Here is a 21100-nt window from a genome sequence, read left to right on the forward strand (position 1 = left end):
CGTTGCCCTCCGTTGGTGCCCGCCTCAATACGCTGCCGTTCGTGGTCGACGAGAAGAACCCAAGCAAGCGGCGGATCTCCATCAACGATTCGGGTATCGAGCGGCGCAGGGCGGCGATCCAGGCGATCGTCGATCAGGTGCCGCCGGTCGGGGCCGGGCAGGTCGTTCCCCCTCCCCGCCTCTTTGGCCCGGACCCGCGCCCCGCCCCGCGCCCCGCCCCGCCGTCACTCGACGCGGCAGAGCCGGAACGGTCGGGAACGGCCGGTGGGTCCGGAGGCAGATAGGGCTTGGGCCAGTCTGGCGGGTCCCGGCCTCGACTCCGATCCTGGCCCGGACCCGCCCTCGGCCCGGATCCGGATCACCGAGAAGCGATCTTGAGGAGTCGGTGTCAGGAGGAGATACCGGTGGCCGGGCGTCCTGGCCGGTGGTGGGCCGGCGGGTGCCCGACCACGCGCTTGAACGCCGTGCTGAAGGCGCTCTCGGACGCGTAGCCCCACTCCGCCGCCACCGACGCCACCGTACGGTCCGTCGTACGCAGCGCCTCGGCCGCCGAGCGCATGCGGCGGCGCAGCAGATATTCCAGCGGGGGAAGCCCCATCAGGGCCTTGAACCGCACCGCGAACGCCGTGCGGGACATGCCCGCCTCGGCCGCCAGGGCCGCCACCGTCCAGCGCCGCCCGGCCTGCCGGTGCATCAGCGCCAGCACCGCGCCGATCTGCGGGTCGCGCAGGGCCCCGAGCCGGCCCGGGATCCCGCCGGCGCCATGGCAGTCTCCGGCCTCCAGCCGCAGCGGTCGCGCCCCTTCGACGGTCAGCCAGCACGACCCCGACAGGACCGCACCCAGCTTGACGTGCTCGTACCCCTCGAACCGCAACGCCCAGCGCCCACCGGCCTCCAGCCGCGAGGGCATCGCGGCCCGCACATTCAGCAGGGCCAGGGCATCGGAAAGGGGGTCCGTCAGCGGCACCATGCACATCCCCCGGACAGATCACGCACAACCAGCCTCCGTACTTCTCGCAGGCTACCTACTGCTCTCCCTCCGCCCGCGCGGTGCTCAGCGGGGAACTGATGGTGGCGGTCATCCAGAACTCTTTCGCGGACCGGCTGGAGTGCCCGCGACCAGGTGATGAACGTCGCCGAGCAGGGCGGTGAGGGTCTGGTGCCGGTGCGGGCCGGGAGCGACGTCGCCTGGCTCGGCAGGGGGTCAGCCGGCTTTGGCGGAGTCGAGATGGCGGGTGTCACCGAGATTGACGACCTGGCGGCTGTGGTAGATGTCGTCTTCGCGCAGCGTGGTGATGCTGCCGGACGGCGCCCGGAAATAGGCATGGCCGACCGCCTTGATCGGCATCTTGATCCAGGACGTCACGAGGAATGTCAGGGAGCCGCCGTGCGTCACGATGATCTGGTGTTCGCACGGACGCTGCAAGATCTCGTCCATGACCGCGTAGATGCGCTGCGCCAATGCCGCCTTGGTCTCGGCACCCGCCACGCCCTCGTCGTGTTCCAACCGCTCCCCGGCAGCCGGCGGCGGGACGAATCGTTGGTCCAGCCATTCCTGCGGCCTTCCTCCCGCCTCTCCATAGGATTTCTCCCGCAGCCTGCGGTCCAGGATTGGGTTCACGCCGAACAACTCGGCTACCTTCTCGGCCGTTTGCCGGGTGCGCTGCAGATCCGAGGAGAACAGCTCCACATCGACGCCGTCCGGGACCTGGGCCCGCAGCGCCTGGGCAATGGAGGCTGCCGCGCTGAGGCCGGCTGGTGTCAGCTGTGAATCATGCCAGCCGCCGACGACCCCCTCGACGTGGTGCGTCGCCTCCGGATGGGTGACGGCGTAAATGGTGCGCATGAGTGAGCTCTTCCTGCTGGGGGTTGTTGAGTGATCTTAGAGGTGGTTCACGAGGGAAGATGATGACCACGTCGCTGGTGACCAGCGGTGTGAGCGCAGATGACGCCAGGCAGATCACCTGGATCGTGCAGCATCCGTTCGAGGTGCGAGGAGGCCGGCTGTATGGCCGGTTGCCGATTCTTGATGGCCGCATCAGAGCCACATCTGGTCAGGTCCGAAGGGTCATCGATCAGGTGTTGGCGAACAGCTCCTGTACGTGCATAAGTGGCGCGCCTACCGGGTTGCCCTCGCCAGCGGCGCGGTCACCTCGGTGCCGATCACAGTCGACGACCGTCCGGGAGAGGGCGACTCGCCGCGCGCAGCCTGGTGATCACGGTCAAAGCGGTCCCCCGGCTCCGCGAGGGCGTTTTCAGTTGTCAAGCGGAACGGACGTGGCTCTGGGGCGGGGCCTGCGCAAGCGGCTTGGTGAGAAGCCGCTCCCCGCTGGGAGCGGAGGAGTCACGAGCGCCAATGTAAGTCCGAAGTGGCCAGAGCCCCAGAATTCCAGACATAACAATCCGAGGACTCCTGAGCGTCGGCTGTCAGAGCGCCGCTCGGCCCGGCCCTCCTGGGCGCCGTTCAGCGTGTCGCCGCAGCCCATGGCCGACTTTCGGGGGCCTGGGGTCGGGTTAAGCAGGCGGTGGACCGGGAAGTCCGCTTGCATCCCCCCGGCAACCGTCGGGAGGAAGTGCGTCGTGACCAGGATCGAGCCGGAGCCGGAGCCGGTGATCTCCGAGCCGGGCGCCCGGCCCGGGGCCGGGCGGTTGATCGTCTCGTGGCTGTCCACCACCGACCACAAGGTGATCGGGAATCTCTATCTCGCCACCAGTTTCTGCTTCTTCCTGCTGGCCGGGCTCATGGCGATGCTGATCAGGGCCGAGCTGGTCGCCCCGGGGCTGCAGTTCGTCTCGTCCGATCGCTACAACGAGCTGTTCACCATTCACGGCACGGTGATGCTGCTGCTGTTCGCGACCCCGCTCTTCGGCGGGTTCGCCAATGCGATCATGCCCCTGCAGATCGGCGCCCCGGACGTGGCCTTCCCCCGCCTCAACATGGTGGGTTACTGGCTGTTCCTGTTCGGCGGGCTCATGGTCGTGAGCGGTTTCCTGGCGCCGAACGGGGCCGCCCCCTTCGGCTGGTTCGCCTACACCCCGCTGTCCACCGCCCAGTACAACCCTGACATCGGCGGCGACGTGTGGGTGATGGGCCTGGCGCTCAGCGGGCTCGGCACCATTCTCACGTCGGTCAACTTCATCACCACGATCATCTGCATGAGAGCGCCCGGCATGACGATGTTCCGGCTGCCGATCTTCACCTGGAACACGCTGCTGACCAGCATGATGGTGCTGCTGGCCTTCCCGGTGCTGGCCGCCGCGCTGCTGGTGCTGGCGATCGACCGGAAGTTCGGTACGCAGGTCTTCGAGGCGACCAACGGCGGCTCGATGTTGTGGCAGCACCTGTTCTGGTTCTTCGGCCATCCCGAGGTCTACATCATCGCGCTGCCGTTCTTCGGGATCATCACCGAGGTGATCCCGGTCTTCAGCCGCAAGCCGCTGTTCGGCTACATCGGCATGGTCGGCGCGACCATCGCCATCGCGGGGTTGTCGATGACCGTGTGGGCGCACCACATGTTCCCGACCGGGCAGGTGCTGCTGCCGTTCTTCTCGTTCACGACGTTCCTGATCGCGGTGCCGACCGGGGTGAAGTTCTTCAACTGGACCGGCACCATGTGGCGGGGCCATCTCAGCTTCGAGACGCCGATGCTCTTCTCCGTCGGCTTCCTGGTCACCTTCCTGCTGGGCGGCCTCACCGGGGTCATCCTGGCCTCGCCACCGCTCGACTTCCACATCAGCGACACCTACTTCGTGGTGGCCCATTTCCACTACGTGGTCTTCGGCACGGTGGTGTTCGCCATGTTCTCCGGCTTCTACTTCTGGTGGCCGAAGCTGACCGGCAGGATGCTCAACGACACGCTGGGCAAGATCCACTTCTGGCCGCTGTTCATCGGCTTCCACACCACGTTCCTGGTGCAGCACTGGCTCGGCATGCTCGGGTTCCCGCGCCGCTACGCCGACTACAGCGCGGCAGACGGCTTCACCACCCTCAACATGATCTCCTCGGTCGGCGCGTTCCTGCTCGGCCTGTCGACGCTGGTGTTCCTCTACAACATCTACTGGACCGCCCGCCACTCGCCGAAGGTGTCGGTGGACGACCCCTGGGGGTTCTCGAACTCGCTGGAGTGGGCCACCTCCTGCCCACCGCCCCGGCACAACTTCACCTCGTTGCCGCGCATCCGTTCCGAACGCCCGGCCTTCGACCTGCACTATCCGCACACGGGCCGGCCACCCCTGCCCTGAAGGGGCCACCGCGGGCACCGGAGACCCACGCCGGCAACCGGCAGGGGCTCAACGGCGACTACCCGGAGGTGCCGTTCACCCTGGAGGTCGTGGCGGTGTGCCGGGCAAGCAGGAGGTCGTGGACGGGCGTCCGCTACACCGTCGCCAAGGTGCCGGTGCGGGCGGGCGGGATGGCCACGGTCAGGGTCGTCGGCTGGCCTTCCGGCCTGGCGGCCGCCATCCGGGGCTCCGGATGGCGGCCGTGCCGGTTACGGCTTGCGGCCGACCGCTCCCAACAGCCACCCCGTGCCCGCGGGGGCCGGGTCGGCGGGGTCGGGGTGCCAGGCGTCGAGGGTGACCAGGCCGGGATCGATCAGGTCGAACCCGTCGAAGAAACGGACCACCTCCGCGTGCTCGCGGAAGTAGATGGGCGTCGGCGTCGCCGCGTAGACGTTCTCGATCTGGGCCACGGCGTCCGCCTCGTGGCCGTCTACGGTGGCGTGGGTCGCCGTGAGCATGCTGCCCGGCGGCAGGGCGGCGCGCAGCTTGTCCATGATCGGGCCCCGCTCCTCCAGGGTGAGGAAGTGCACCATGGCGATCATCAGCACACCGACGGGCTGGGTGAAGTCGAGGAGTTTGACCGTCTCCGGATGCCCGAGGACCTCGGCGGGGGAGCGCATGTCGGCGGCGGCCACGGCGGTGTTGTCGTCGGTGGCCAGGAGCGCGCGGCCGTGCTGGAGCACGACGGGGTCGTTGTCGACGTAGACCACCCGGGCGTCCGGGGTGATCTCCCGGGCGATCTCGTGGGTGTTGCCCGCGGTGGGCAGGCCCGAGCCGATGTCGATGAACTGCCGGATTCCCTGCCTGGCCATGTAGCGCACCGCGCGGCGCAGGAACGCCCGGTTCTCCTGGGCGAGCTGGCGGATCTCCGGCATGGCCTTCTCGACCCGCCGCACGGCCTCGCGGTCGATCTCGAAATTGTCCTTCCCCCCGAGGTAGTAGTCGTACATCCGGGCGACGCTCGGCCTCGTGACATCGATGCCCCTCGGCCCGTTACCGCCCTGTTCCGTCATTGCGCATCCTCCAACTGAGATCATTTACTACTTAAGTTAGCGCAAGCCTCAAAGGCGATCATCCCTGACCCCATTGACCGGCTGGACTGGGGCCACTACTGTCGCGGCAGAAATATTCTGCCTGATCTCGAAACTTTCAGAGTCAAGGGGCGGAGTCAGATGGTGTCAGCGGGTGCGGGGCCGGGCGCCCCGGGCGGGCGTTTGTTCCCCTCCGTCGGCAGGATCCTGCGGCTGGCCATGGTCGCCGCCCTGGGCGCGGCGACGGTCACGATCGGCTCCGTCATGGCCGGCGGGATCGGTGACGCCGACGGCACGTCGGTGCCCGGCGGCCGGTGGGTGGCCACGTGGACCGCCATGCCGCAGCTCACCGAGCCGGGGAACATGCCGCCGGCGCCGTACACGCAGGAGGGCCTGGTCCTGGCCGACAGCACGCTGCGGCAGACCGTACGGGTGTCGGTCGGCGGGCCGCGAGTGCGGCTGCGCTTGTCCAACGCGTTCGGCGGCGCGCCGCTGCCCATCACCCGCGCCTCGGTGGCCCTCCCCGACGGCGGGCGGGCCGGCGTGAGCGCGATCCAGCCGGGCAGCACCCGCCCGGTGACCTTCTCCGGCCGCACGTCGGCGGTCGTCCCGGTCGGGGCGCAGGTCGTGTCCGACCCGCTGGACCTGCCCACGGCGCCCGGCTCCGTGCTCGCCGTGACCGTCTACCTCGCCGAGGGGCAGGCCTCCACCGACATCACCTCGCACCCCGGCTCCAGGACCACCTCCTACCTGGTGACGGGCAACCAGGTCGAGGCCGCCGACCTGCCGGGCGCGGTCCCGGTCGACCACTGGTACTTCCTCAGCGGCGTCGAGGTGTGGACCAAGCGCACCACGGCGGCGGTCGCCGTGCTGGGCGACTCCCTGACCGACGGCCGCGGCTCCACCACGAACGCCAACAACCGCTGGCCGGACCAGCTCTTCGACCGGTTGCGCGCCGACCATCGCACCGACGGCGTGGCCGTCGGCAACCAGGCGGCGGGCGGCAACCGCGTGCTCAACGACGGCCTGGGCCCCAACGCCCTGGGCCGGCTGGACCGGGACGTGCTCGCCCAGAGCGGCGTCAACTGGCTGATCGTCTTCGAGGGCGTCAACGACATCGGCACGGCCGCGGCCACGCAGGCCGCCCAGAAGCAGGTCGCCGACGACCTGATCTTCGCCTTCGACCAGATGGTCACCAGGGCGCACGCCCAGGACCTCCGCGTGTACGGGGCCACGCTCACCCCCTTCGGTGGCAACGCGAACTACGACGACCCCGACGGCTACCGTGAGGCGGCCCGGCAGGCGGTCAACGAGTGGATCCGCACCAGCGGCAGGTTCGACGCCGTGATCGACTTCGACCGGGCGGCACGCGACCCGGGGCAGCCGCGGCGGCTGCGGCCGGCGTACGACGTGGGCGACGGGCTGCACCTGAACCCGGCGGGCTACCAGGCGCTCGCCGCCGCCGTCCCCGCCCGGCTGTTCCGCTAAGGGCTTTACCGGCGCACCGGGAGTCAGGCTCGGGCCTCCAGGGGCTCGTCCGGGGAGACGCCCGCGTCCAGCAGCCGCCTGATCTCCGCCACCTCCCCGACCGTCGCCGCCAGGACCAGATCGCGTTCGGTCATGTGCTCCAGTCTGTACGGCGGCCTCTTTCGTGATCCACACGTTTTCCCAGGCGGACGTCTGGCCGAACAGGGCGGAGGCTCTTCCGTTCACAGCGGGTGCGGGCGGCGGCCCACGGCTGCGGCGGTTTTTGGTAAGGACCTCGGCCGCCCTCGCGTGCCCCGCCCGCCATCCGGGTAGTCCACGCCCGGACGCGAAGGAGGGTTCGCCATGGCCGCCACGAGGACGGGGCGCGGGATCGCGCTGCCCGGCACGATCCTGGGGATCGGGCTGGGCGGGTTCGTGGACGGCATCGCACTGCACCAGATCCTGCAGTGGCACCACATGCTGAGCAGCACCGACACCGACAACATCGGGGTGCGCTACTACTCGCCCGACACCGTGCCGGGCCTGCGCATGAACACCCTGTGGGACGGGCTGTTCCACACCGTCACCTGGCTGGCGGTGCTGATCGGGCTCGGCCTGCTCTACTCCCGCGTCACCACCTCCCGCGGGCGGGTGTGGCGCTCGCGGCAGTTGTGGGGCTGGATCCTGGCCGGCTGGGGTTTCTTCAACCTGGTGGAGGGCGTGATCGACCACCATCTGCTGGGCATCCACCACGTGCGCACGGGCCCGTACCAGCTCTGGTGGGATCTCGGCTTCCTGCTGCTGGGCGCGCTGCTGGTGGTCGGCGGGTGGGCGCTGCGCCGCGGCGGCCGCACGATCGACCTGTGCGAAACCGGGCGTACGTGACGCTCGCGCACACCGGGCACCCGCCTCCCGGCGGCTCGCCGGTGTTGCTCCTGACCGTCCTGGCCATGGCCGGCTACCTGCTGCTGGCGGCGCGGCTGCGCCGGGATCCGCGGGGGTGGAGCGGGTGGCGCGGCACGTCGTTCCTGGCCGGCGGCGTGCTGGTGGCCGCCGCCACGACCGGGCCGGTCGCGGCCCTGGCCGCCGCCGACTTCCGCGGCCACATGCTGCAGCACCTGCTCATCGGCATGCTGGCGCCACTGTTCCTGGTGCTCGGCGCGCCGATGACGCTGCTGCTGCGCTCCCTGCCCGCCGCCCGCGCGCGGCTGCTCGGCGCGCTGCTGCGCCGCCGTGCCGTGCACGTCCTGGCCAACCCGGTCACCGCGCTGGCCCTGAGCGTGGGCGGCATGGTGGTGCTCTACTGCACGCCCCTTTACCGGCACACCGTCGCGAACGGCTGGCTGCACGCGGCGGTGGAGGTGCACTTCCTCCTGGCCGGCTGCCTGTTCGCGTGGGTGGTCGCGGGGCCCGATCCCGCTCCGCGCCGCCCGCCGGTGCCGGCGCGGCTGGTGGTGCTGGGCGTGGCGGTGGCGGCGCACGCCGGGCTGTCGCAGCTCATGTACGCCGGGCTCGGGGTGGACGTGCCCGTGCCCGAGGAGGCGCTGCGGGGCGGGGCCGAGATCATGTACTACGGCGGTGATCTCAGCGAACTGCTGCTGGCCCTGGCCCTGGTGACCGGGTGGCGGCCCCGCCGGGAAGTCCCCGTACGCGGCTGACCGATGGCAAAGCCTCGTGGCCGGGTCTTTACGGCCGGAGTCACCGCCAGGGGGCTGCGATTACGGAACGTTTCTCCGGGCTGCGGCCACGGTCATGGCCGAGAAACGGTTCCCCACCCCAAAGGAAAGAAATGGTCACGCAAGGTTAGTGGTTTGGATGAATTCATAATTATGGTCCTTTATGCGCTCAATATGCTCGTTTGACCACTTACGCTGGTTGATTGCTGCGGCTGCCGTAGTCGGGGGTCAGCCGCATGAGGAGGAGACGGAGTGTCACCACTTCCACGTCCACGCTCCATCCGTGCGCGTTACACCGCGGTCGCGGCCGGGTTCTCATTGATCATCCTGGCCGTGCTCGGAGCGACGGTGGATCTCACCATCCGCTATCGGGTCCAGTCGAACCTCTTCGACCAGGCCGAACGAGTAGCGAGTCAGTGGAGCGCGGCGGCGCGCAACGGAGTGGTGCCCCACCGGATACCCGCGTATCCGCCTGTCGATCTCGTCCAGATCGTGGACGCCCACCAGAAGGTCCTGAAGTCCAGCAGAAGGGCCTCCGCGACCGTCCCGATCAGCCGGCTCCGCCCCCCGCCCGACGACCGCTTCCAGCGGCGCGAGGAGTGCGAGGGGCCGGGGCGGTGCGTATTGCTGGAGGCCATCCGCCTGACCCCGGACGCCGACGCGGGCGTCGTCTACGCCGGTATCCGGGAGCCCGACCTGCTGGCCACCCACCGCCTGGACTACGCCGTCGTCGCGGGCATCGGCCTGATCACCGCCGTCGCGGCGTGGACGGCCTGGGTGCTGGTGGGGCGCACGCTGCGGCCCGTCGAGGCCATCAGGGCCCGGATCTCCGAGATCACCGTGAGCGACCTGAGCCTGCGCGTCCCCGTGCCGCCCGGGCATGACGAGATCACGCAGCTAGCCACCACCGCCAATCACACGCTCTCCCAACTGGAGGGCGCGGTGGAGGAGCAGCGCCAGTTCGCCTCCACGACCTCTCACGAGCTGCGCACCCCGATCGCCGGGCTGCGCATGCAACTGGAGGAGGCGCTGCGATATCCCGACGACGTCGACACCCAGGAGACGCTCCGGACCGCGCTGGCGACCACCGACCGGCTGGAGGCGATCGTCAACGACCTCCTGCTGCTCGCCCGCCTCCGGGCCACCGACCCGGCGCCCCCGGAGAAGATCGACGTCGGCGAGCTGGTCGTCGCGGAGGTGAACGCGCAGCACCGGCCGATTCCGACGAAGGTCCACGCGCCGGCCGGGCTGCGGATCTGCGGCTCCCGGATGCAGCTGATCCGCGTGGTGGACAACCTGCTGACCAACGCCCAGCGGCACGCCGAGAGCTCCGTCGAGGTCACCGTCGCGCCGGCCGGCGATGGGGTCGCGGTCACGGTGGCGGACGACGGGTCCGGGATCGCGCCCGCGCACCGCGAGCGGGTCTTCGAACGTTTCGTCCGCCTCGACGACGGGCGCCGCCGCGATCCCGGCGGCAGCGGGCTCGGCCTGGCCATCTCCCGCGACATCGCCCGCGCCCATCACGGCACCCTGCGCGTCGCGGACTCGCAGCGGGGGGCCAAGTTCGTGTTGTGGCTCCCGCTGATGGACTCGTGCCGTTAGACCGGGCTATTCGGTCGAGTGGCGTGCGGAGCGGCGCCGTTCCGGGGCCTGGCGGGACTCGGCTCTGATCGGGCGGCGGGCGCGTGGCTCCTCCTCGCGCTCTTCCTCGTAGCCCTCGGGCTCCTCGTCCTCGTAGTCCTCTTCGTCCTCGTAGTCCTCTTCGGGTTCCGCCGCCGCGCGCCTCCGCTCGGGCTCTTCTTCTTCCTCTTCTTCCTCTTCCGGCTCCTCCTCAGCGCGCTCCCGGCCGGGCTCCTCCTCGGGCTCCTCCTCGGGCTCCTCCTCGGGCTCCTCGTCCTCGGCCCGCTCCTCCTCGGGCTCCTCGCCCCGTTCCTCCGCGATCGCCGTCTGGTGGTCCTTGACGACCTCGCCGTCGCGGATCTCGCCGCGCCAGCCGTCGCCGACGCTGTCGGGGTCCAGCACGAGATGTGCCATCACGTGCCGCCTGAAGTGCTTGAGCTCCAGCCGTACCCGCCGTCCCTGGGCACGCCACAGGTTCCCGGTACGCTCGAACAACCCCTGCGCGTGATACTCCAGCACCACCAGGATCCGGGTGAGGTCGTCGGTGAGCTCGTGGAACGTCACGGCCCCGTCGACATAGCCCTTCTGGCCCTCGGACCGCCAGACGATGCGCTGATCCGGGATCTGCTCGACGATGTGCGCCTTCCAGTTCCGGTGGGACCACAGGATCTGGGCCTTCCAGGCGAGGTTCTCGTCGGACTCCTGGTTGACGGTCTCCACCTTCTTCATGAAGGTCGGGAAGTCCTGGAACTGGGTCCACTGGTTGTACACCAGGCGGCGGGGCGCGCCGACGTCGAGCGTCTCGACGATGTTGGTGACCTTGCCGTGCCCGCCCTTGCTGCCGCCCTTGCCGCCGGTCGCCTTGCGCAGCAGCCCCTTCAGCCCGCCCTTGATGGCGCCGCCGATCATGCCGCCGCGGATGCCGCCGCCGAGCTTGCCCGAGCCGGTCACCGCCCCGATGAGGCTCTTGCCGCTGTTCTCGGTGTAGTCGGTCAGCCGGCCGGTGAGGCCCTCGATCTTCTCCCCGGCGCGGGCGAGCGCGCGCTCGCCGGCGGCCTGCAGCAGGTTCTGCGCCTCCTGCCGGAGCCGGTCCGTCGGCAGGCTGCCGATGATTCCCCGGCCGAGGTCCTTGGCGCTCTCGGAGATCCCGCCGCCGGCCTCCTTGGCCCGCTCCGAGATCCCGCCGGCCGCCTCCTTGGTGCGTTCGGGGATGCGTCCGGCCTCCTTGGCGACGCGCTTGGCCCCTTCCGGGGCCCGGCCTGCCTCCCGGGCCGCCCGGCCCGCCGTGTCCCGGCCCGTGTCGGCCGCTCGCCTGGCCGCGCCCGTCGCTCCGCGGACCGCGCGCCCGACTTGTCCGGACCTTGCTGCCTCAGTCATCTGATCGCCTCCGAGACGGGTCGGTTCGCCGTACGGGACGCGGTCGTTGCCGTGCCCGGCCGGACTCCCTGGAGTCGCGTTCGTCCTCTTCGCGCTCCGCGTATCGGTCGCGTTCGTCGCGTTCGTCCTCCCCGCGGTCCGCGTATCGGTCGCGCTCGTCGTACTCGTCCTCGTGGTTCCTGGGGCGGGCCGCCCGCCGCGGCTCCTTCAGCGCCTCAGGCGCGCGCAGCGCCTCGGCGCGCTCGTGCAGCCGGTCGCTCAGCGAGTCGATCTGCCTGCTGGTCGCGGCCACAGCCGCCGCCTTGCCGACCTCCAGTAGTTCGCCGCGGAGGCGGCCGGTGAGCTGCTCGATCTCCGGGGTGGAGCCGAGAGACTTGAGTCCCTGCGACAGCAGCCCACCCTCGCCCATGCGTACGCGGCCGGCCAGCCCGGCCGCCGCCAGGGCCGCGGCCATGCGCAACTTGCGGCGCCGGCCGAGGTAATACCCGGCGAGGACGGCCAAGGCTATCCGGCACTTGTTCGACATGATCCGCGCTCCTCTGCGTGGCCGGGGACACTTGCCGGTGGCCTGCCCGCAAAAGGGACGAAGAATCTAAAACTAGATAAAAAGTGGACAGGAATTGAGCAAGAGCCCAGGCTCACCACCCGTCACAGGCCGACATCGCGGCGCATCAGATCGTCCTGTTCCTCGCGCCTGACCACCAGCCGGGCCTGCCCACCGGCCACGGCCACCACCGGCGGGCGACAGGTGAGGTTGTAGGTCGAGGCCATGGAGTGGTGGTAGGCCCCGGTGGCGGCCACCGCCAGCACGTCGCCTGGCCGGATGTCGGCGGGCAGCGGGGCGTCCTCGGCGATCGTGTCGCCGGACTCACAGTGGTGCCCGACCACGGTCACCTCGCGCGGCCCCGCCGTGGAGACGCGGCCGATCATGGTGGTGGCGTAGCGGGCGCCATAGAGGGACGTACGGGGGTGGTCGCTCATGCCGCCGTCCACGGCCACGAACGTCCGCCGCATCCCACGCTTGACCGCGATCACCCGGTAGAGGCTCACCCCGGCGGGCCCGCTGATCGCCCGGCCGGGCTCTATGATCAGCCGGGGCACGGGCAGGCCGAGCCCGACCGCCCGCTCCTCGACCGTCGTGCGCACCGTGGCCGCGAAGCGTCCGAGGTCGAGGCCGTGCTCGCCGTGCAGGTAGGCGATGCCGTGACCGCCGCCCAGGTCCAGCTCCGGCAGCGCCACGCCGCGGGTCTCCCTGATCCGGGCGAGCTGCTCCACCATCGTACGGGCCGCCAGCTCGTACGGCTCCACCTCGGAGATCTGCGAGCCGAGATGGCAGTGCAGCCCGGCCAGCTCCAGCCCGCGCTGGTCCAGCACCCGGTGCACCGCCTCGGCGGCCGAGCCGCCCGCCATCGACAGCCCGAACTTCTGGTCCTCCCCACCGGTCCGGATCGCCGCGTACGCACCGGCCTCGATGTCGGGGATCACCCGGATCAGCACCTTCTGCCGATGCCCCGCGGGGATGAGCGCCGCCAGGTGGTTGATCTCCGCCAGGTTGTCGATCACGATGCGGCCCACCCCGGCGTCCACCGCCTCGTGCAGCTCGCGCGGCGTCTTGGCGTTGCCGTGGAAGACGATCCGCCCGGCGGGGAAGCCGGAGGCCAGGGCCAGGGCCAGCTCGCCGCCCGAGCACACGTCCAGGCCGAGCCCTTCCGAACGCACCCAGCTCACCATGGCCCGGCACAGGAACGCCTTGGCCGCGTACATGATGTCGGCGTTCGGCAGCGCGGCGCGGTAGGCGCGGCAGCGCCGGCGGACCTCGGCCTCGTCCAGCACGTAAGCGGGGGTGCCGAAGCGGCGGACGAGCTCCATGAGCGACACGCCCGCGAGGTCGGCGTCGCCGTCGGGCAGGGAGCGCATCGACGGAGCCCACGGGGCGCCGAGCGCCTGCGCCCGATCCAGGACGTCCATCACGCGACCTTCGCGGCCGGCCGGGTCATCGTGCCCGCGGGGTCGATCACGACGCCGATGACGTCGAGGTCGGCGATCATGTGCCGCAGCGCCGGCTCGCTGAGCCGGATCCACTGCTGGTCGGCGCCCAGCACCCTGGCCAGCCGCAGCGGCGAGGTGAAGGCGGCGGCCGTCCGCTTGCCCGAAGCGGTCCTGAAAAGGCGCAGGACCTGCGCGTACGCCCCCCGATTGACCGGGACGTACAACGGGGCTTGCAACATCGCTTCCTCCTGATGAGAGATGCTCACCAAGCACGCTAGGCCGGGTTCCGGGCCGGGCGGCCGATTGCTACGGCATCACGACGGCGAAGGCCCGAGTCCTGACGCCATCTTGACAGCGGGGGCCAGGCGGGGCGTCGTCACCAGGCAGGAGGGGAAGGGATCCGGCATGGAGGTGCTGAGCAGCCGCGTGTTGTTGCGGCCGAACGATCTCGCCCGCAGCCGCCGTTTCTACGCCGAGACGCTCGGCCTGGCCGTCTACCGCGAGTTCGGGCCGCCCGACCATCCAGGCGTGGTGTTCTTCCTGGGCCAGGGGTTCCTGGAGGTCTCCGGGCAGTCCGACGGCAAGGACGGCGCGGGGCTGTCCCTCTGGCTGCAGGTCCGTGATGCGGCGGCCGAGCAGGAGCGGCTCCGGCAGGCGGGCGTCACGGTGCTGCGCGAGGCCCGCCTGGAGCCGTGGGGCCTCATCGAGTCGTGGATCGCCGACCCGGACGGCCACCGCATCGCCCTGGTGCAGGTGCCGGCCGGCCACCCCCTACGCCGCGACCCGCGCTGAGGCCGTACGGTCGAGGTCGGGCCGCTCGGGGGCCCGCCCGCCGAACCCTCGCATCCGGGAGAGACGCACATGAGCGCGAACAAGATCTGGTTCATCACCGGCACCTCGCGCGGCTTCGGCCGCGAATGGGCCATCGCCGCCCTGGACCGCGGCGACAAGGTGGCCGCGACGGCCAGGGACCCCAAGTCGCTGGCCGGCCTGGCCGCCGAGTACGGCGACGCGCTGCTGCCCCTGCCCCTCGACGTCACCGACCGCGCCGCGGTCTTCGACGCCCTCGCCCGCGCCCACGAGCGGTTCGGCTGGCTGGACGTGGTGGTCAACAACGCCGGTTACGGCCAGTTCGGCATGATCGAGGAGCTCTCCGAGGAGGAGGCCCGCGCACAGATCGACACGAACCTGTTCGGCGCGCTGTGGGTGACCCAGGCGGCGCTGCCGTACCTGCGCGAGCAGGGCGGAGGCCACATCATCCAGGTCTCCTCGATCGGCGGCGTCTCCGCCTTCCCCAACATCGGCTGGTACAACGCCTCCAAGTGGGCGCTGGAGGGCTTCAGCCAGGCGCTGTCCCAGGAGGTCGCCGATTTCGGCATACGGGTGACCCTGGTGGAGCCCGCCGCGTACACCACCGACTGGGCCGGTTCGTCGGCCGCGCACGCCACCCCGCTGCCCGCCTACGAAGGGACCCGGGCCAAGGCAGCCGAGCAGCGTGCCAGGCGGGTGGGCGACCCCGGCGACCCCGAGGCCACCCGCGAGGCGATCCTCAAGGTCGTGGACGCCGAGGAGCCGCCGCTGCGGATCTTCTTCGGCGACGGCCCGCTCGCCGTCGCCGTGGCCGACTACGAACGCCGGCTGGCGACGTGGCGGGCCTGGGAGCCGGTCTCCGTCGCCGCCCACCGCAAAGACTCCTGACGGTGGTTAAAGGGACAACTAAGTCATTGCAGGGGCTTTGATCACGCATGAATTGATTCTTGACACGATATGGGTTGACGACCACCGGAATGACCACCGGGGGGGGTGGTGTCCCTGCGTCTTGGCCGGCTCTCCGTGCAGGCACGCCTCATCGTGGCGATCGCGTTGCTGTCGCTGATCGGGCTCTCGGTGGTCGGCTTCGCCATCGACCTGCTGGTCCGTGACAGGATCGAGCAGAACGTCTTCCGCGGCACGCAGCACGCCGCCACGCAGTGCCTCGGGGCGTTGAGCACCGGCCGAGCCATGCCGGACACCACGTCAGGGGCGGATCTGCTCCAGCTCGTCGACTCCAGCGGGCGGGTGGTGTCGGCCAGCGGAGCCGCCGCCGGGCGGCCGCGGCTGAGCACGCTGTGGCCCTCCTCGCGCGACCGGACCACGAACGGCACCGAGTGCGCGGCGGGCGAGTGCGTCATGCTCACCGCCAGCAGGCCCTCGCCGCAGGAGGAGGAACTGCTGTGGGGCGGCGACACCCACGTCGTGTACGCGGGCAGGACCCGCCCGGCCATCCTGGACGCGCCGGGCCTGGAGTTCTCGGTCACCGCCGGGGTGCTGGGCGTCACCGCCCTGATGACGTGGGTGACCTCGATGCTCGTCAGCCGGACGTTGCGGCCGGTGGAGGCGATGCGCGCCAGGATGGCCGAGATCACGGTGAGCGATCTGGGCCGGCGGATCCCGGCGCCGCCGGGCCGGGACGCCGTCGCCCGGCTCGCGCGTACCGCCAACAGGACCCTGGCGCGCCTGCAGGAGGCCGTGGAGCTCCAGCGGCGCTACAGCTCGATGGTCTCGCACGAGCTGCGTACGCCGCTGACCGGCCTGCGCGCCCGGCTGGAGGAGGCGCTGAGATATCCCGACGCGGACCCGTACGAGGTCATGCGGGACGCGCTGGCCACGCTGGAGCGCGCCGAGGCCATCATCGACGAGATGCTGCTGCTCGCCCGCATCACCACGACCTCCCCGCACCGTCCCGAGCCGGTCGACCTGAGCGCCCTGGTACGCGACGAGGTGAGCGGCCTCAGAACGGGCCTGGCGACGCGGGTGCGGGTGCAGCACGGCCTGCGGGTCCTCGGCAGCCGCGTCCAGCTGGCCGAGCTGCTGACGAACCTGCTGGTCAACGCGCAGCGGCACGCCTGTACCCGGGTCGAGGTCGGCGTGGTGCGCTCGGGCGGGTACGCCGTGCTCACCGTGACCGACGACGGGGGCGGGATCGCGCCCGAGGACCGGGAGCGGGTGTTCGAACCCTTCGTACGGCTCCGGGACGGCCGGGAACGCGATCCCGGCGGCAGCGGGCTGGGCCTGGCCATCTGCCGCGCCATCGCGCACGCCCACCACGGGACTCTGCGCGCCGAGGAGTCCCAGCGGGGCGCCAGGTTCGTGCTGCGCCTCCCGCTCGCGCAGCCGGCCGCCGACCACGAGTGACAGCCGGCGGCCCCGGCCCCTCGTCCCGCTGGGGGCCTGTTCGGGCAGGTCAGGCCGCGGCGTGCGCCGAGTGCCCGGCCTTCCGCCACACCTTGAACAGCCGCTTGGCCGAGCCGCCCACCGGGCCGACCGCCTCGTAGAGCACCTTGCGCGAGACGGGCTCGGCCGTCTCCACCGCCGTCACCGCGTCGTCCGCCTTCGTGATGGTGTGCGTGCAGACGCTCAGCAGGTAGTCGGGGATCTGCAGGGCCGGGTCGGTGCAGCCCACCAGCGGCACGCCCATCGCCGCCACGACGGGGAAGACCGTGCCCGGGATGCCGATGGCGGACTCGGCCCGCGCCGACGCCTGGACCGAGGGGACGGCGCTGATCTCGTACCGCTCCCACAGCGAGCGGTCCTCGCGCGGGTGCAGCCCGACCAGGATGTGCTTGCCCGCCGCCGCGAGCCGCTCGGCCGAGTCCAGCAGCAACTGCGTGCCGGGAGCCGAACCACCCGTCTCGTCGTCCTTGGTCACGCTGGTGAGCACCAGTACGGTCCCCGCCTCCGGCCGGTAGCGGGGCAGATCGTCCGTCTGCGGCGTGCCCACCACCTCGATCCGGCGGCGCGTGCCCAGGTAGTCGTCGAACACCTTCGCCTCAGCGGGTGACGAGGCGGTGATCGCCCGCAGCCGGTCGCGGAACTCCCTCGCCCGCGGCGCCTCCTGCGGCAACTGGTACGCGAGCGAGCTGGCGACCAGCGGCAGGTCGCGCAGCCGGGCGGCGCAGTCGGCGGGCCAGTCCCCGGCGCCCGTCACCACGAGCAGGTCGGCCGCCGGGATCTCGTCGGGCGTCGCGACCTTGACCGGGTCGTCCGGCTTGATCTGCGACCGGTCGGGCACCAACTGCACGACCTCCCACCCCTGGCGGCGCGCCTCCGGCAGGAGCGGGGCCGCGTGGTAGGTGCCCCAGGGCTCGTTGGTGGCGACCAGCACGCGTCGCCTGCTGCTCGGCCGTCCCGCGGCGTGCGCCGCGGTGCCGCCCACCACGGCGAGCCCGGCTCCGGACAGCGCGCCGGCCAGGAGGGAGCGCCGGGTCAGACCACGATTCCTGTTGGGGGAAATGTCGTTAAAAGCCATGAACTACAATCTTATGGGGTGTTTCGGGCGCGCCTGTGAACGCCGCCCGTCCTCCAGGCGAACGCGTCCCATCCACCCCACCGGCCCCAATCGGAAGACGTGGCGCCGGTCGCGAGCAGGATGAGCGCCGTGTCGATATGACCGGCGCCGCCACCGACCGATCCGAGCGCCGCCGCCCCGCCGGGGGCCTGACCGGCATGCCGCCCGCCGCCCTGGGACGAGATCCGGTGTCAGGCCGCTGGAGGCAGGCACCTCACCAGGTCCATGTGCCCGATCAGGGTGAGGGGGCCGGCGGCGTGCGGCACCAGGACGGTGGCGCCGGCGTGGAGGGGGAGCGGGTCCTGGCCGGCGCCGGCGAGGGTCCCGTCGCCGCTGGTCACGACGAGCACGCTGTATCCCGGTTCGAGCACCGCCTCCCCGGCCACCCGGACGAGCTCCGCACGGAAGAACGGATCCGCCTCCGGCGCCAGCACGCTCCCGGGCACGGTCATGGCCCCCCGCCGGATCAGCGGCTCGACGTCTCTGGCGGTGCGGTCCACGGAGCTCAGCGCGAGGTCGAAGCCGAGGCCGAGATGCCCCAGGGCCGGCCCGTCCACGGCGAAGCCGGTCCACTCCATCAGCACGGACAGGTCCTCGGGCTCCTGAAGTTCGATGACGAAGACCCCGGCCCCGATCGCGTGCGGCACCCCGGCCGGCACGAAGACCGTGTCGCCGGGGGACACCTCGACCGTGTTCAGGGCGGCGAGCATGGTGCCGACGTCCTGGTCGCCTACCCACTGGTCCAGTGTCGGGCGGTCGAGGCCGGCTCGGAAGCCCAGATGGATCGGGCCGCCCTCGAGGATCAGCCACGCCTCTGCCTTGCCGTGCGGCCGCCCCAGGTGGCGCCGGGCGAAATCGCCGCCCGGATGGCTGTGCACGGGCAGGCGCTGCCCGGCGTCGAGCAGCTTCACCAGCAGCAAAGGGTCGTCGCCGAAGCGGCCGGCGTGCCGCGGGCCCAGCCAGGCGAGCGGGTCGCGGGCGATGGCGGTCGCCAGCCACTCCCGGTCGGGCAGCCGGGTCAGGCCGAGGGTCTCCTCGCCGAAGAGAGTCGTCACCGACGCGATCCAGTCCTCCGGCGTCCGCGGCCCGGCGCTTTCCAGGCCGCGGAATCGGGAGATCTTGTCGCCTCCCAGGTAGAAGCGCTCGGGCGGCTGGTTCGGACCAAGGAGCAAAGGGTGCATGTCCTCTATCAAACCGCTGTGGGGGCCGTGGGCCGTACCGGCGCGCGGCGTGCCGGACCGGTGGGCATCTCAAGGGCGTCGGTGATGGCGTGCATGGACGAGCCCGGGCGGGGGCGGCCGGGTCGGTGACCTGCGCCTTCTTTGCCGCGTGCGGACATGGGCCCGGCCACGGCAGGCACCTCCCGGGCCTGCTCGACCAGATGGCGGCCCTGCGCTGGGTACGGGAGAACATCGCCGCCTTCGGTGGCGATCCGGCACGGGTGACGCTGGCCGGGCAGTCCGGCGGGGCGCAGTCCGCCCTCGCGATCCTCGCCCACCCCGCGGGCCATGACCTGTTCCAGCAGGTCATCCTGGAGAGCGCGCCGACGGGGCTGCGGCCGTACGACCCGGTGGAGGCGGCCGAGATCGGCGAGCTCTACCTGGAGGCCGCGGGGCTCGACCGGGCGCATCAGGAGCGGTTGCGATCGTGCCCCGTGCCCGACCTGCTGGCCGCCCAGCTCGACGTGGCCCGGCGGCGGCAGCGGCCGCTCGACGTGAGCCCGCCGTTCCAGCTCGTCGCCGCCGACGGCCTGGCGGACGACCTGCTGGCCCCGCCGGACCTGCCGATGCTGATCGGCACGACCAGGGACGAGAGCGCCACCCTCGTTGTCCGCGGGGGGCCCTCGCGGGCTGAGCGCCCTTCGCTAGGCGACCGGGCTGGTCGCGCGTTTGCGCCAGGGCGCCTGGTAGGCCCACTGCCAGGCCAGTTCCAGCGGTCCGCGCTCGTGGCGGCGCAGCCACAGTGACGCGAGGATCATGAACAGCAGACAGATCCCGGCCCAGGCCACCGGCACCCACCAGGGGCGCAGCCAGTCGAGCCGGGCGGCCAGGCCGAGGCCCCAGCCGTAGCAGAGCGCGCTCGCCACCAGGTTCTGCAGGACGTAGCAGGACAGTGCCGTGCGGCCGACCCTGCCCAGGGCCGTACGGGCCACGCCGGGCGCGCCGCGCAGGCCCAGCACGATCGAGGTGACCAGCCCCAGCAGGCCCAGGGCGACCAGGGGCGGCAGGATGTAGCGGTCGACGGCGAACCAGGCGGGGCCCGCGAAGGAGGTCACCAGGTTCAGCGGCGCGGCGACGCCGAGCCCGGCCACCACCAGCCGCCCGCGCAGGCGCGCGCCGCGCTCCTCGAAGACGCCCGCGCGCAGCAGCCGGGCGCCGGCCAGGAACAGCACGATCCCCATGGGGATGATGAAGATCAGCTCCGACCGGTAGACGGGCAGGTCCCGGAGCCGGGCGGCGACCTGCTCGGGCCAGCTGCCCTGGCTGTAGAGGGTGGTCGCGGTGCCGGCGATCCCGCCGCCGCCGAACAGCAGGGCCGCGGTCAGCACGCTCACCAGGAACACGTGCAGCGTCCCCGCGGTGATCATCCAGGCCCTGATCGCGCGGTCGCTCCGGCCGATCAGGTACGCGACGAGCATGGACGTGATGGCGTACCCCATGAGCACGTCGAACTCGAAGATCAGGATGTAGTGCAGCGCGCCCTCGGCGAACAGCAGCGCCGCCCGCCACAGATACCGGCCCGGCCACGTCAGGCCCCGGCGTACCGCGCTGCGATACTGCAGTTCGAGCCCGACGCCGAACAGCAGGGTCAGCAGACCCAGGAACTTGCCGTTCGACAGGAACCGCAGGAACGTCTCGGCCACGTTCGGGTCGCTGCCCAGGAAGTTCGCCGGCCCGCCGGGGTCGGTGAAGATCCAGATGTTGGTGCCCAGCGTGCCCATGATCGCCACGCCGCGGAGGACGTCCAGGGCGTCGATGCGTTTCGTCACCTTTCAAGCTTCACGGCGCCGCCCCGCCCCAAGCTCGTCCCCGGGACCGAAACAGCGCTACATAAGAAGATGTACGGCCGCGCATCTTTGGTATCGGGTCCCCGGGGTGGTCGCCGCTGACCTGGGGTTCGGCCGCGGTCCCCGGTGTGTGGCGGATCATCGCGCCGAGCAGTTCGCGGATCCGGTCGCGCAGGTCCCGCACGCTCTCCGGGGTGCCGGGACGGAGGGCCGGCGGTGTCCCGATGTCCAGGAGGCGGTGCAGGATCAGCCCGTCCACGTAGGCCACGTAGTCGCGCCCACGCTGGTCGGCGTCGGGCACCCCGGCCATCGCACTCCTCCCCAG

The 21100-nt window shown here is 71.3% G+C and carries 20 protein-coding genes and 1 pseudogene; 10 read left to right on the forward strand and 11 right to left on the reverse strand.

What is annotated here, in order from left to right; genetic code table 11:
* Window positions 1-41 precede the first annotated feature (41 nt).
* Window positions 42-284, forward strand: a complete 243-nt coding sequence (locus tag ABGB18_RS14470; protein WP_347695991.1) for a hypothetical protein — start codon at window positions 42-44, stop codon at window positions 282-284.
* A gap of 104 nt (window positions 285-388) precedes the next feature.
* Here the strand turns inward: ABGB18_RS14470 and ABGB18_RS14475 are convergent, their stop codons facing one another.
* Together ABGB18_RS14475 and ABGB18_RS14480 are read right to left on the reverse strand one after the other, a co-directional pair.
* Entirely contained in the window at window positions 389-970 is a 582-nt protein-coding gene (locus tag ABGB18_RS14475; protein WP_347695992.1) for an AraC family transcriptional regulator, read from the reverse strand.
* A gap of 234 nt (window positions 971-1204) precedes the next feature.
* Window positions 1205-1846 (reverse strand): histidine phosphatase family protein, encoded by a 642-nt coding sequence (locus tag ABGB18_RS14480; protein WP_347695993.1) that lies wholly within the window; start codon window positions 1844-1846, stop codon window positions 1205-1207.
* 743 nt (window positions 1847-2589) lie between these two features.
* On the opposite strand from ABGB18_RS14480, the gene ctaD reads away from it, so the two are divergent.
* Window positions 2590-4242, forward strand: a complete 1653-nt coding sequence (gene ctaD, locus ABGB18_RS14485; RefSeq protein WP_347696235.1) for a cytochrome c oxidase subunit I — start codon at window positions 2590-2592, stop codon at window positions 4240-4242.
* Between the two features lie 248 nt (window positions 4243-4490).
* Here ctaD and ABGB18_RS14490 read toward each other — a convergent pair whose 3' ends face one another.
* Complete coding sequence (locus tag ABGB18_RS14490) at window positions 4491-5294, reverse strand: SAM-dependent methyltransferase (RefSeq protein WP_347695994.1); 804 nt, start codon at window positions 5292-5294, stop codon at window positions 4491-4493.
* A 159-nt stretch (window positions 5295-5453) separates the two neighbouring features.
* Here ABGB18_RS14490 and ABGB18_RS14495 point away from each other — a divergent pair, with 159 nt between their 5' ends.
* From ABGB18_RS14495 to ABGB18_RS14510, 4 genes are all read left to right on the forward strand, one after another.
* Entirely contained in the window at window positions 5454-6800 is a 1347-nt protein-coding gene (locus ABGB18_RS14495) for an SGNH/GDSL hydrolase family protein (RefSeq protein ID WP_347695995.1), read from the forward strand.
* Window positions 6801-7142: 342 nt separating this feature from the next.
* Window positions 7143-7664: a DUF2243 domain-containing protein gene (locus ABGB18_RS14500; protein ID WP_347695996.1), complete on the forward strand. Its 522-nt coding sequence runs from the start codon at window positions 7143-7145 to the stop codon at window positions 7662-7664.
* Entirely contained in the window at window positions 7643-8437 is a 795-nt protein-coding gene (locus ABGB18_RS14505; protein ID WP_347695997.1) for a cytochrome c oxidase assembly protein, read from the forward strand. Before ABGB18_RS14500 ends, ABGB18_RS14505 begins: the two co-directional genes overlap by 22 nt.
* Window positions 8438-8707: 270 nt before the next feature.
* Window positions 8708-10057: a HAMP domain-containing sensor histidine kinase gene (locus ABGB18_RS14510; protein WP_347695998.1), complete on the forward strand. Its 1350-nt coding sequence runs from the start codon at window positions 8708-8710 to the stop codon at window positions 10055-10057.
* Window positions 10058-10063: 6 nt separating this feature from the next.
* On the opposite strand, the gene ABGB18_RS14515 is transcribed toward ABGB18_RS14510, so the two are convergent.
* The 4 genes from ABGB18_RS14515 to ABGB18_RS14530 all read right to left on the reverse strand — a co-directional run bounded on the left by ABGB18_RS14515 (window position 10064) and on the right by ABGB18_RS14530 (window position 13680).
* On the reverse strand, window positions 10064-11452 hold the full coding sequence (locus ABGB18_RS14515; RefSeq protein WP_347695999.1) for an SRPBCC family protein: 1389 nt from the start codon (window positions 11450-11452) through the stop codon (window positions 10064-10066).
* A complete protein-coding gene (locus ABGB18_RS14520; protein WP_347696000.1) occupies window positions 11445-11978 on the reverse strand; it encodes a hypothetical protein in 534 nt (177 codons plus the stop codon). The genes ABGB18_RS14515 and ABGB18_RS14520 overlap by 8 nt, the downstream gene beginning before the upstream one ends.
* A gap of 122 nt (window positions 11979-12100) precedes the next feature.
* Window positions 12101-13420 carry a diaminopimelate decarboxylase gene (gene lysA / locus ABGB18_RS14525; RefSeq protein ID WP_347696001.1) on the reverse strand — a complete coding sequence of 440 codons (1320 nt, stop codon included), beginning with the start codon at window positions 13418-13420 and terminating at the stop codon, window positions 12101-12103.
* Window positions 13420-13680: an SAV_915 family protein gene (locus ABGB18_RS14530; protein ID WP_347696002.1), complete on the reverse strand. Its 261-nt coding sequence runs from the start codon at window positions 13678-13680 to the stop codon at window positions 13420-13422. The genes lysA and ABGB18_RS14530 overlap by 1 nt, the downstream gene beginning before the upstream one ends.
* A 166-nt stretch (window positions 13681-13846) precedes the next feature.
* On the opposite strand from ABGB18_RS14530, the gene ABGB18_RS14535 reads away from it, so the two are divergent.
* The 3 genes from ABGB18_RS14535 to ABGB18_RS14545 all read left to right on the forward strand — a co-directional run bounded on the left by ABGB18_RS14535 (window position 13847) and on the right by ABGB18_RS14545 (window position 16615).
* The gene (locus tag ABGB18_RS14535) at window positions 13847-14233 is read left to right on the forward strand and encodes a VOC family protein (protein WP_347696003.1); all 387 of its coding nucleotides are present in this window, start codon (window positions 13847-13849) and stop codon (window positions 14231-14233) included.
* A 69-nt stretch (window positions 14234-14302) separates the two neighbouring features.
* On the forward strand, window positions 14303-15139 hold the full coding sequence (locus ABGB18_RS14540) for an SDR family oxidoreductase (RefSeq protein WP_347696004.1): 837 nt from the start codon (window positions 14303-14305) through the stop codon (window positions 15137-15139).
* Window positions 15140-15247: 108 nt separating this feature from the next.
* Entirely contained in the window at window positions 15248-16615 is a 1368-nt protein-coding gene (locus ABGB18_RS14545; protein WP_347696005.1) for an ATP-binding protein, read from the forward strand.
* 49 nt (window positions 16616-16664) lie between these two features.
* Here the strand turns inward: ABGB18_RS14545 and ABGB18_RS14550 are convergent, their stop codons facing one another.
* Window positions 16665-17729, reverse strand: a complete 1065-nt coding sequence (locus ABGB18_RS14550; protein WP_347696006.1) for a hypothetical protein — start codon at window positions 17727-17729, stop codon at window positions 16665-16667.
* Window positions 17730-17959: 230 nt separating this feature from the next.
* The gene (locus tag ABGB18_RS14555) at window positions 17960-18949 is read right to left on the reverse strand and encodes a class I mannose-6-phosphate isomerase (protein WP_347696007.1); all 990 of its coding nucleotides are present in this window, start codon (window positions 18947-18949) and stop codon (window positions 17960-17962) included.
* Between the two features lie 185 nt (window positions 18950-19134).
* Between ABGB18_RS14555 and ABGB18_RS14560 the strand changes: the two are divergent.
* Window positions 19135-19734 (forward strand): annotated as a pseudogene (locus tag ABGB18_RS14560) (carboxylesterase family protein); the annotation flags it as partial.
* On the opposite strand, the gene ABGB18_RS14565 reads toward ABGB18_RS14560, so the two are convergent.
* Complete coding sequence (locus ABGB18_RS14565; protein WP_347696008.1) at window positions 19633-20757, reverse strand: DUF418 domain-containing protein; 1125 nt, start codon at window positions 20755-20757, stop codon at window positions 19633-19635. The pseudogene ABGB18_RS14560 and the gene ABGB18_RS14565 sit on opposite strands and share 102 nt — an antisense overlap.
* Window positions 20758-20767: 10 nt before the next feature.
* Window positions 20768-21085: a hypothetical protein gene (locus ABGB18_RS14570; RefSeq protein WP_347696009.1), complete on the reverse strand. Its 318-nt coding sequence runs from the start codon at window positions 21083-21085 to the stop codon at window positions 20768-20770.
* Between the last annotated feature and the right edge of the window lie 15 nt (window positions 21086-21100).

This window comes from Nonomuraea sp. B12E4 (assembly GCF_039871825.1).
In the GTDB taxonomy this organism is placed as follows: domain Bacteria; phylum Actinomycetota; class Actinomycetes; order Streptosporangiales; family Streptosporangiaceae; genus Nonomuraea.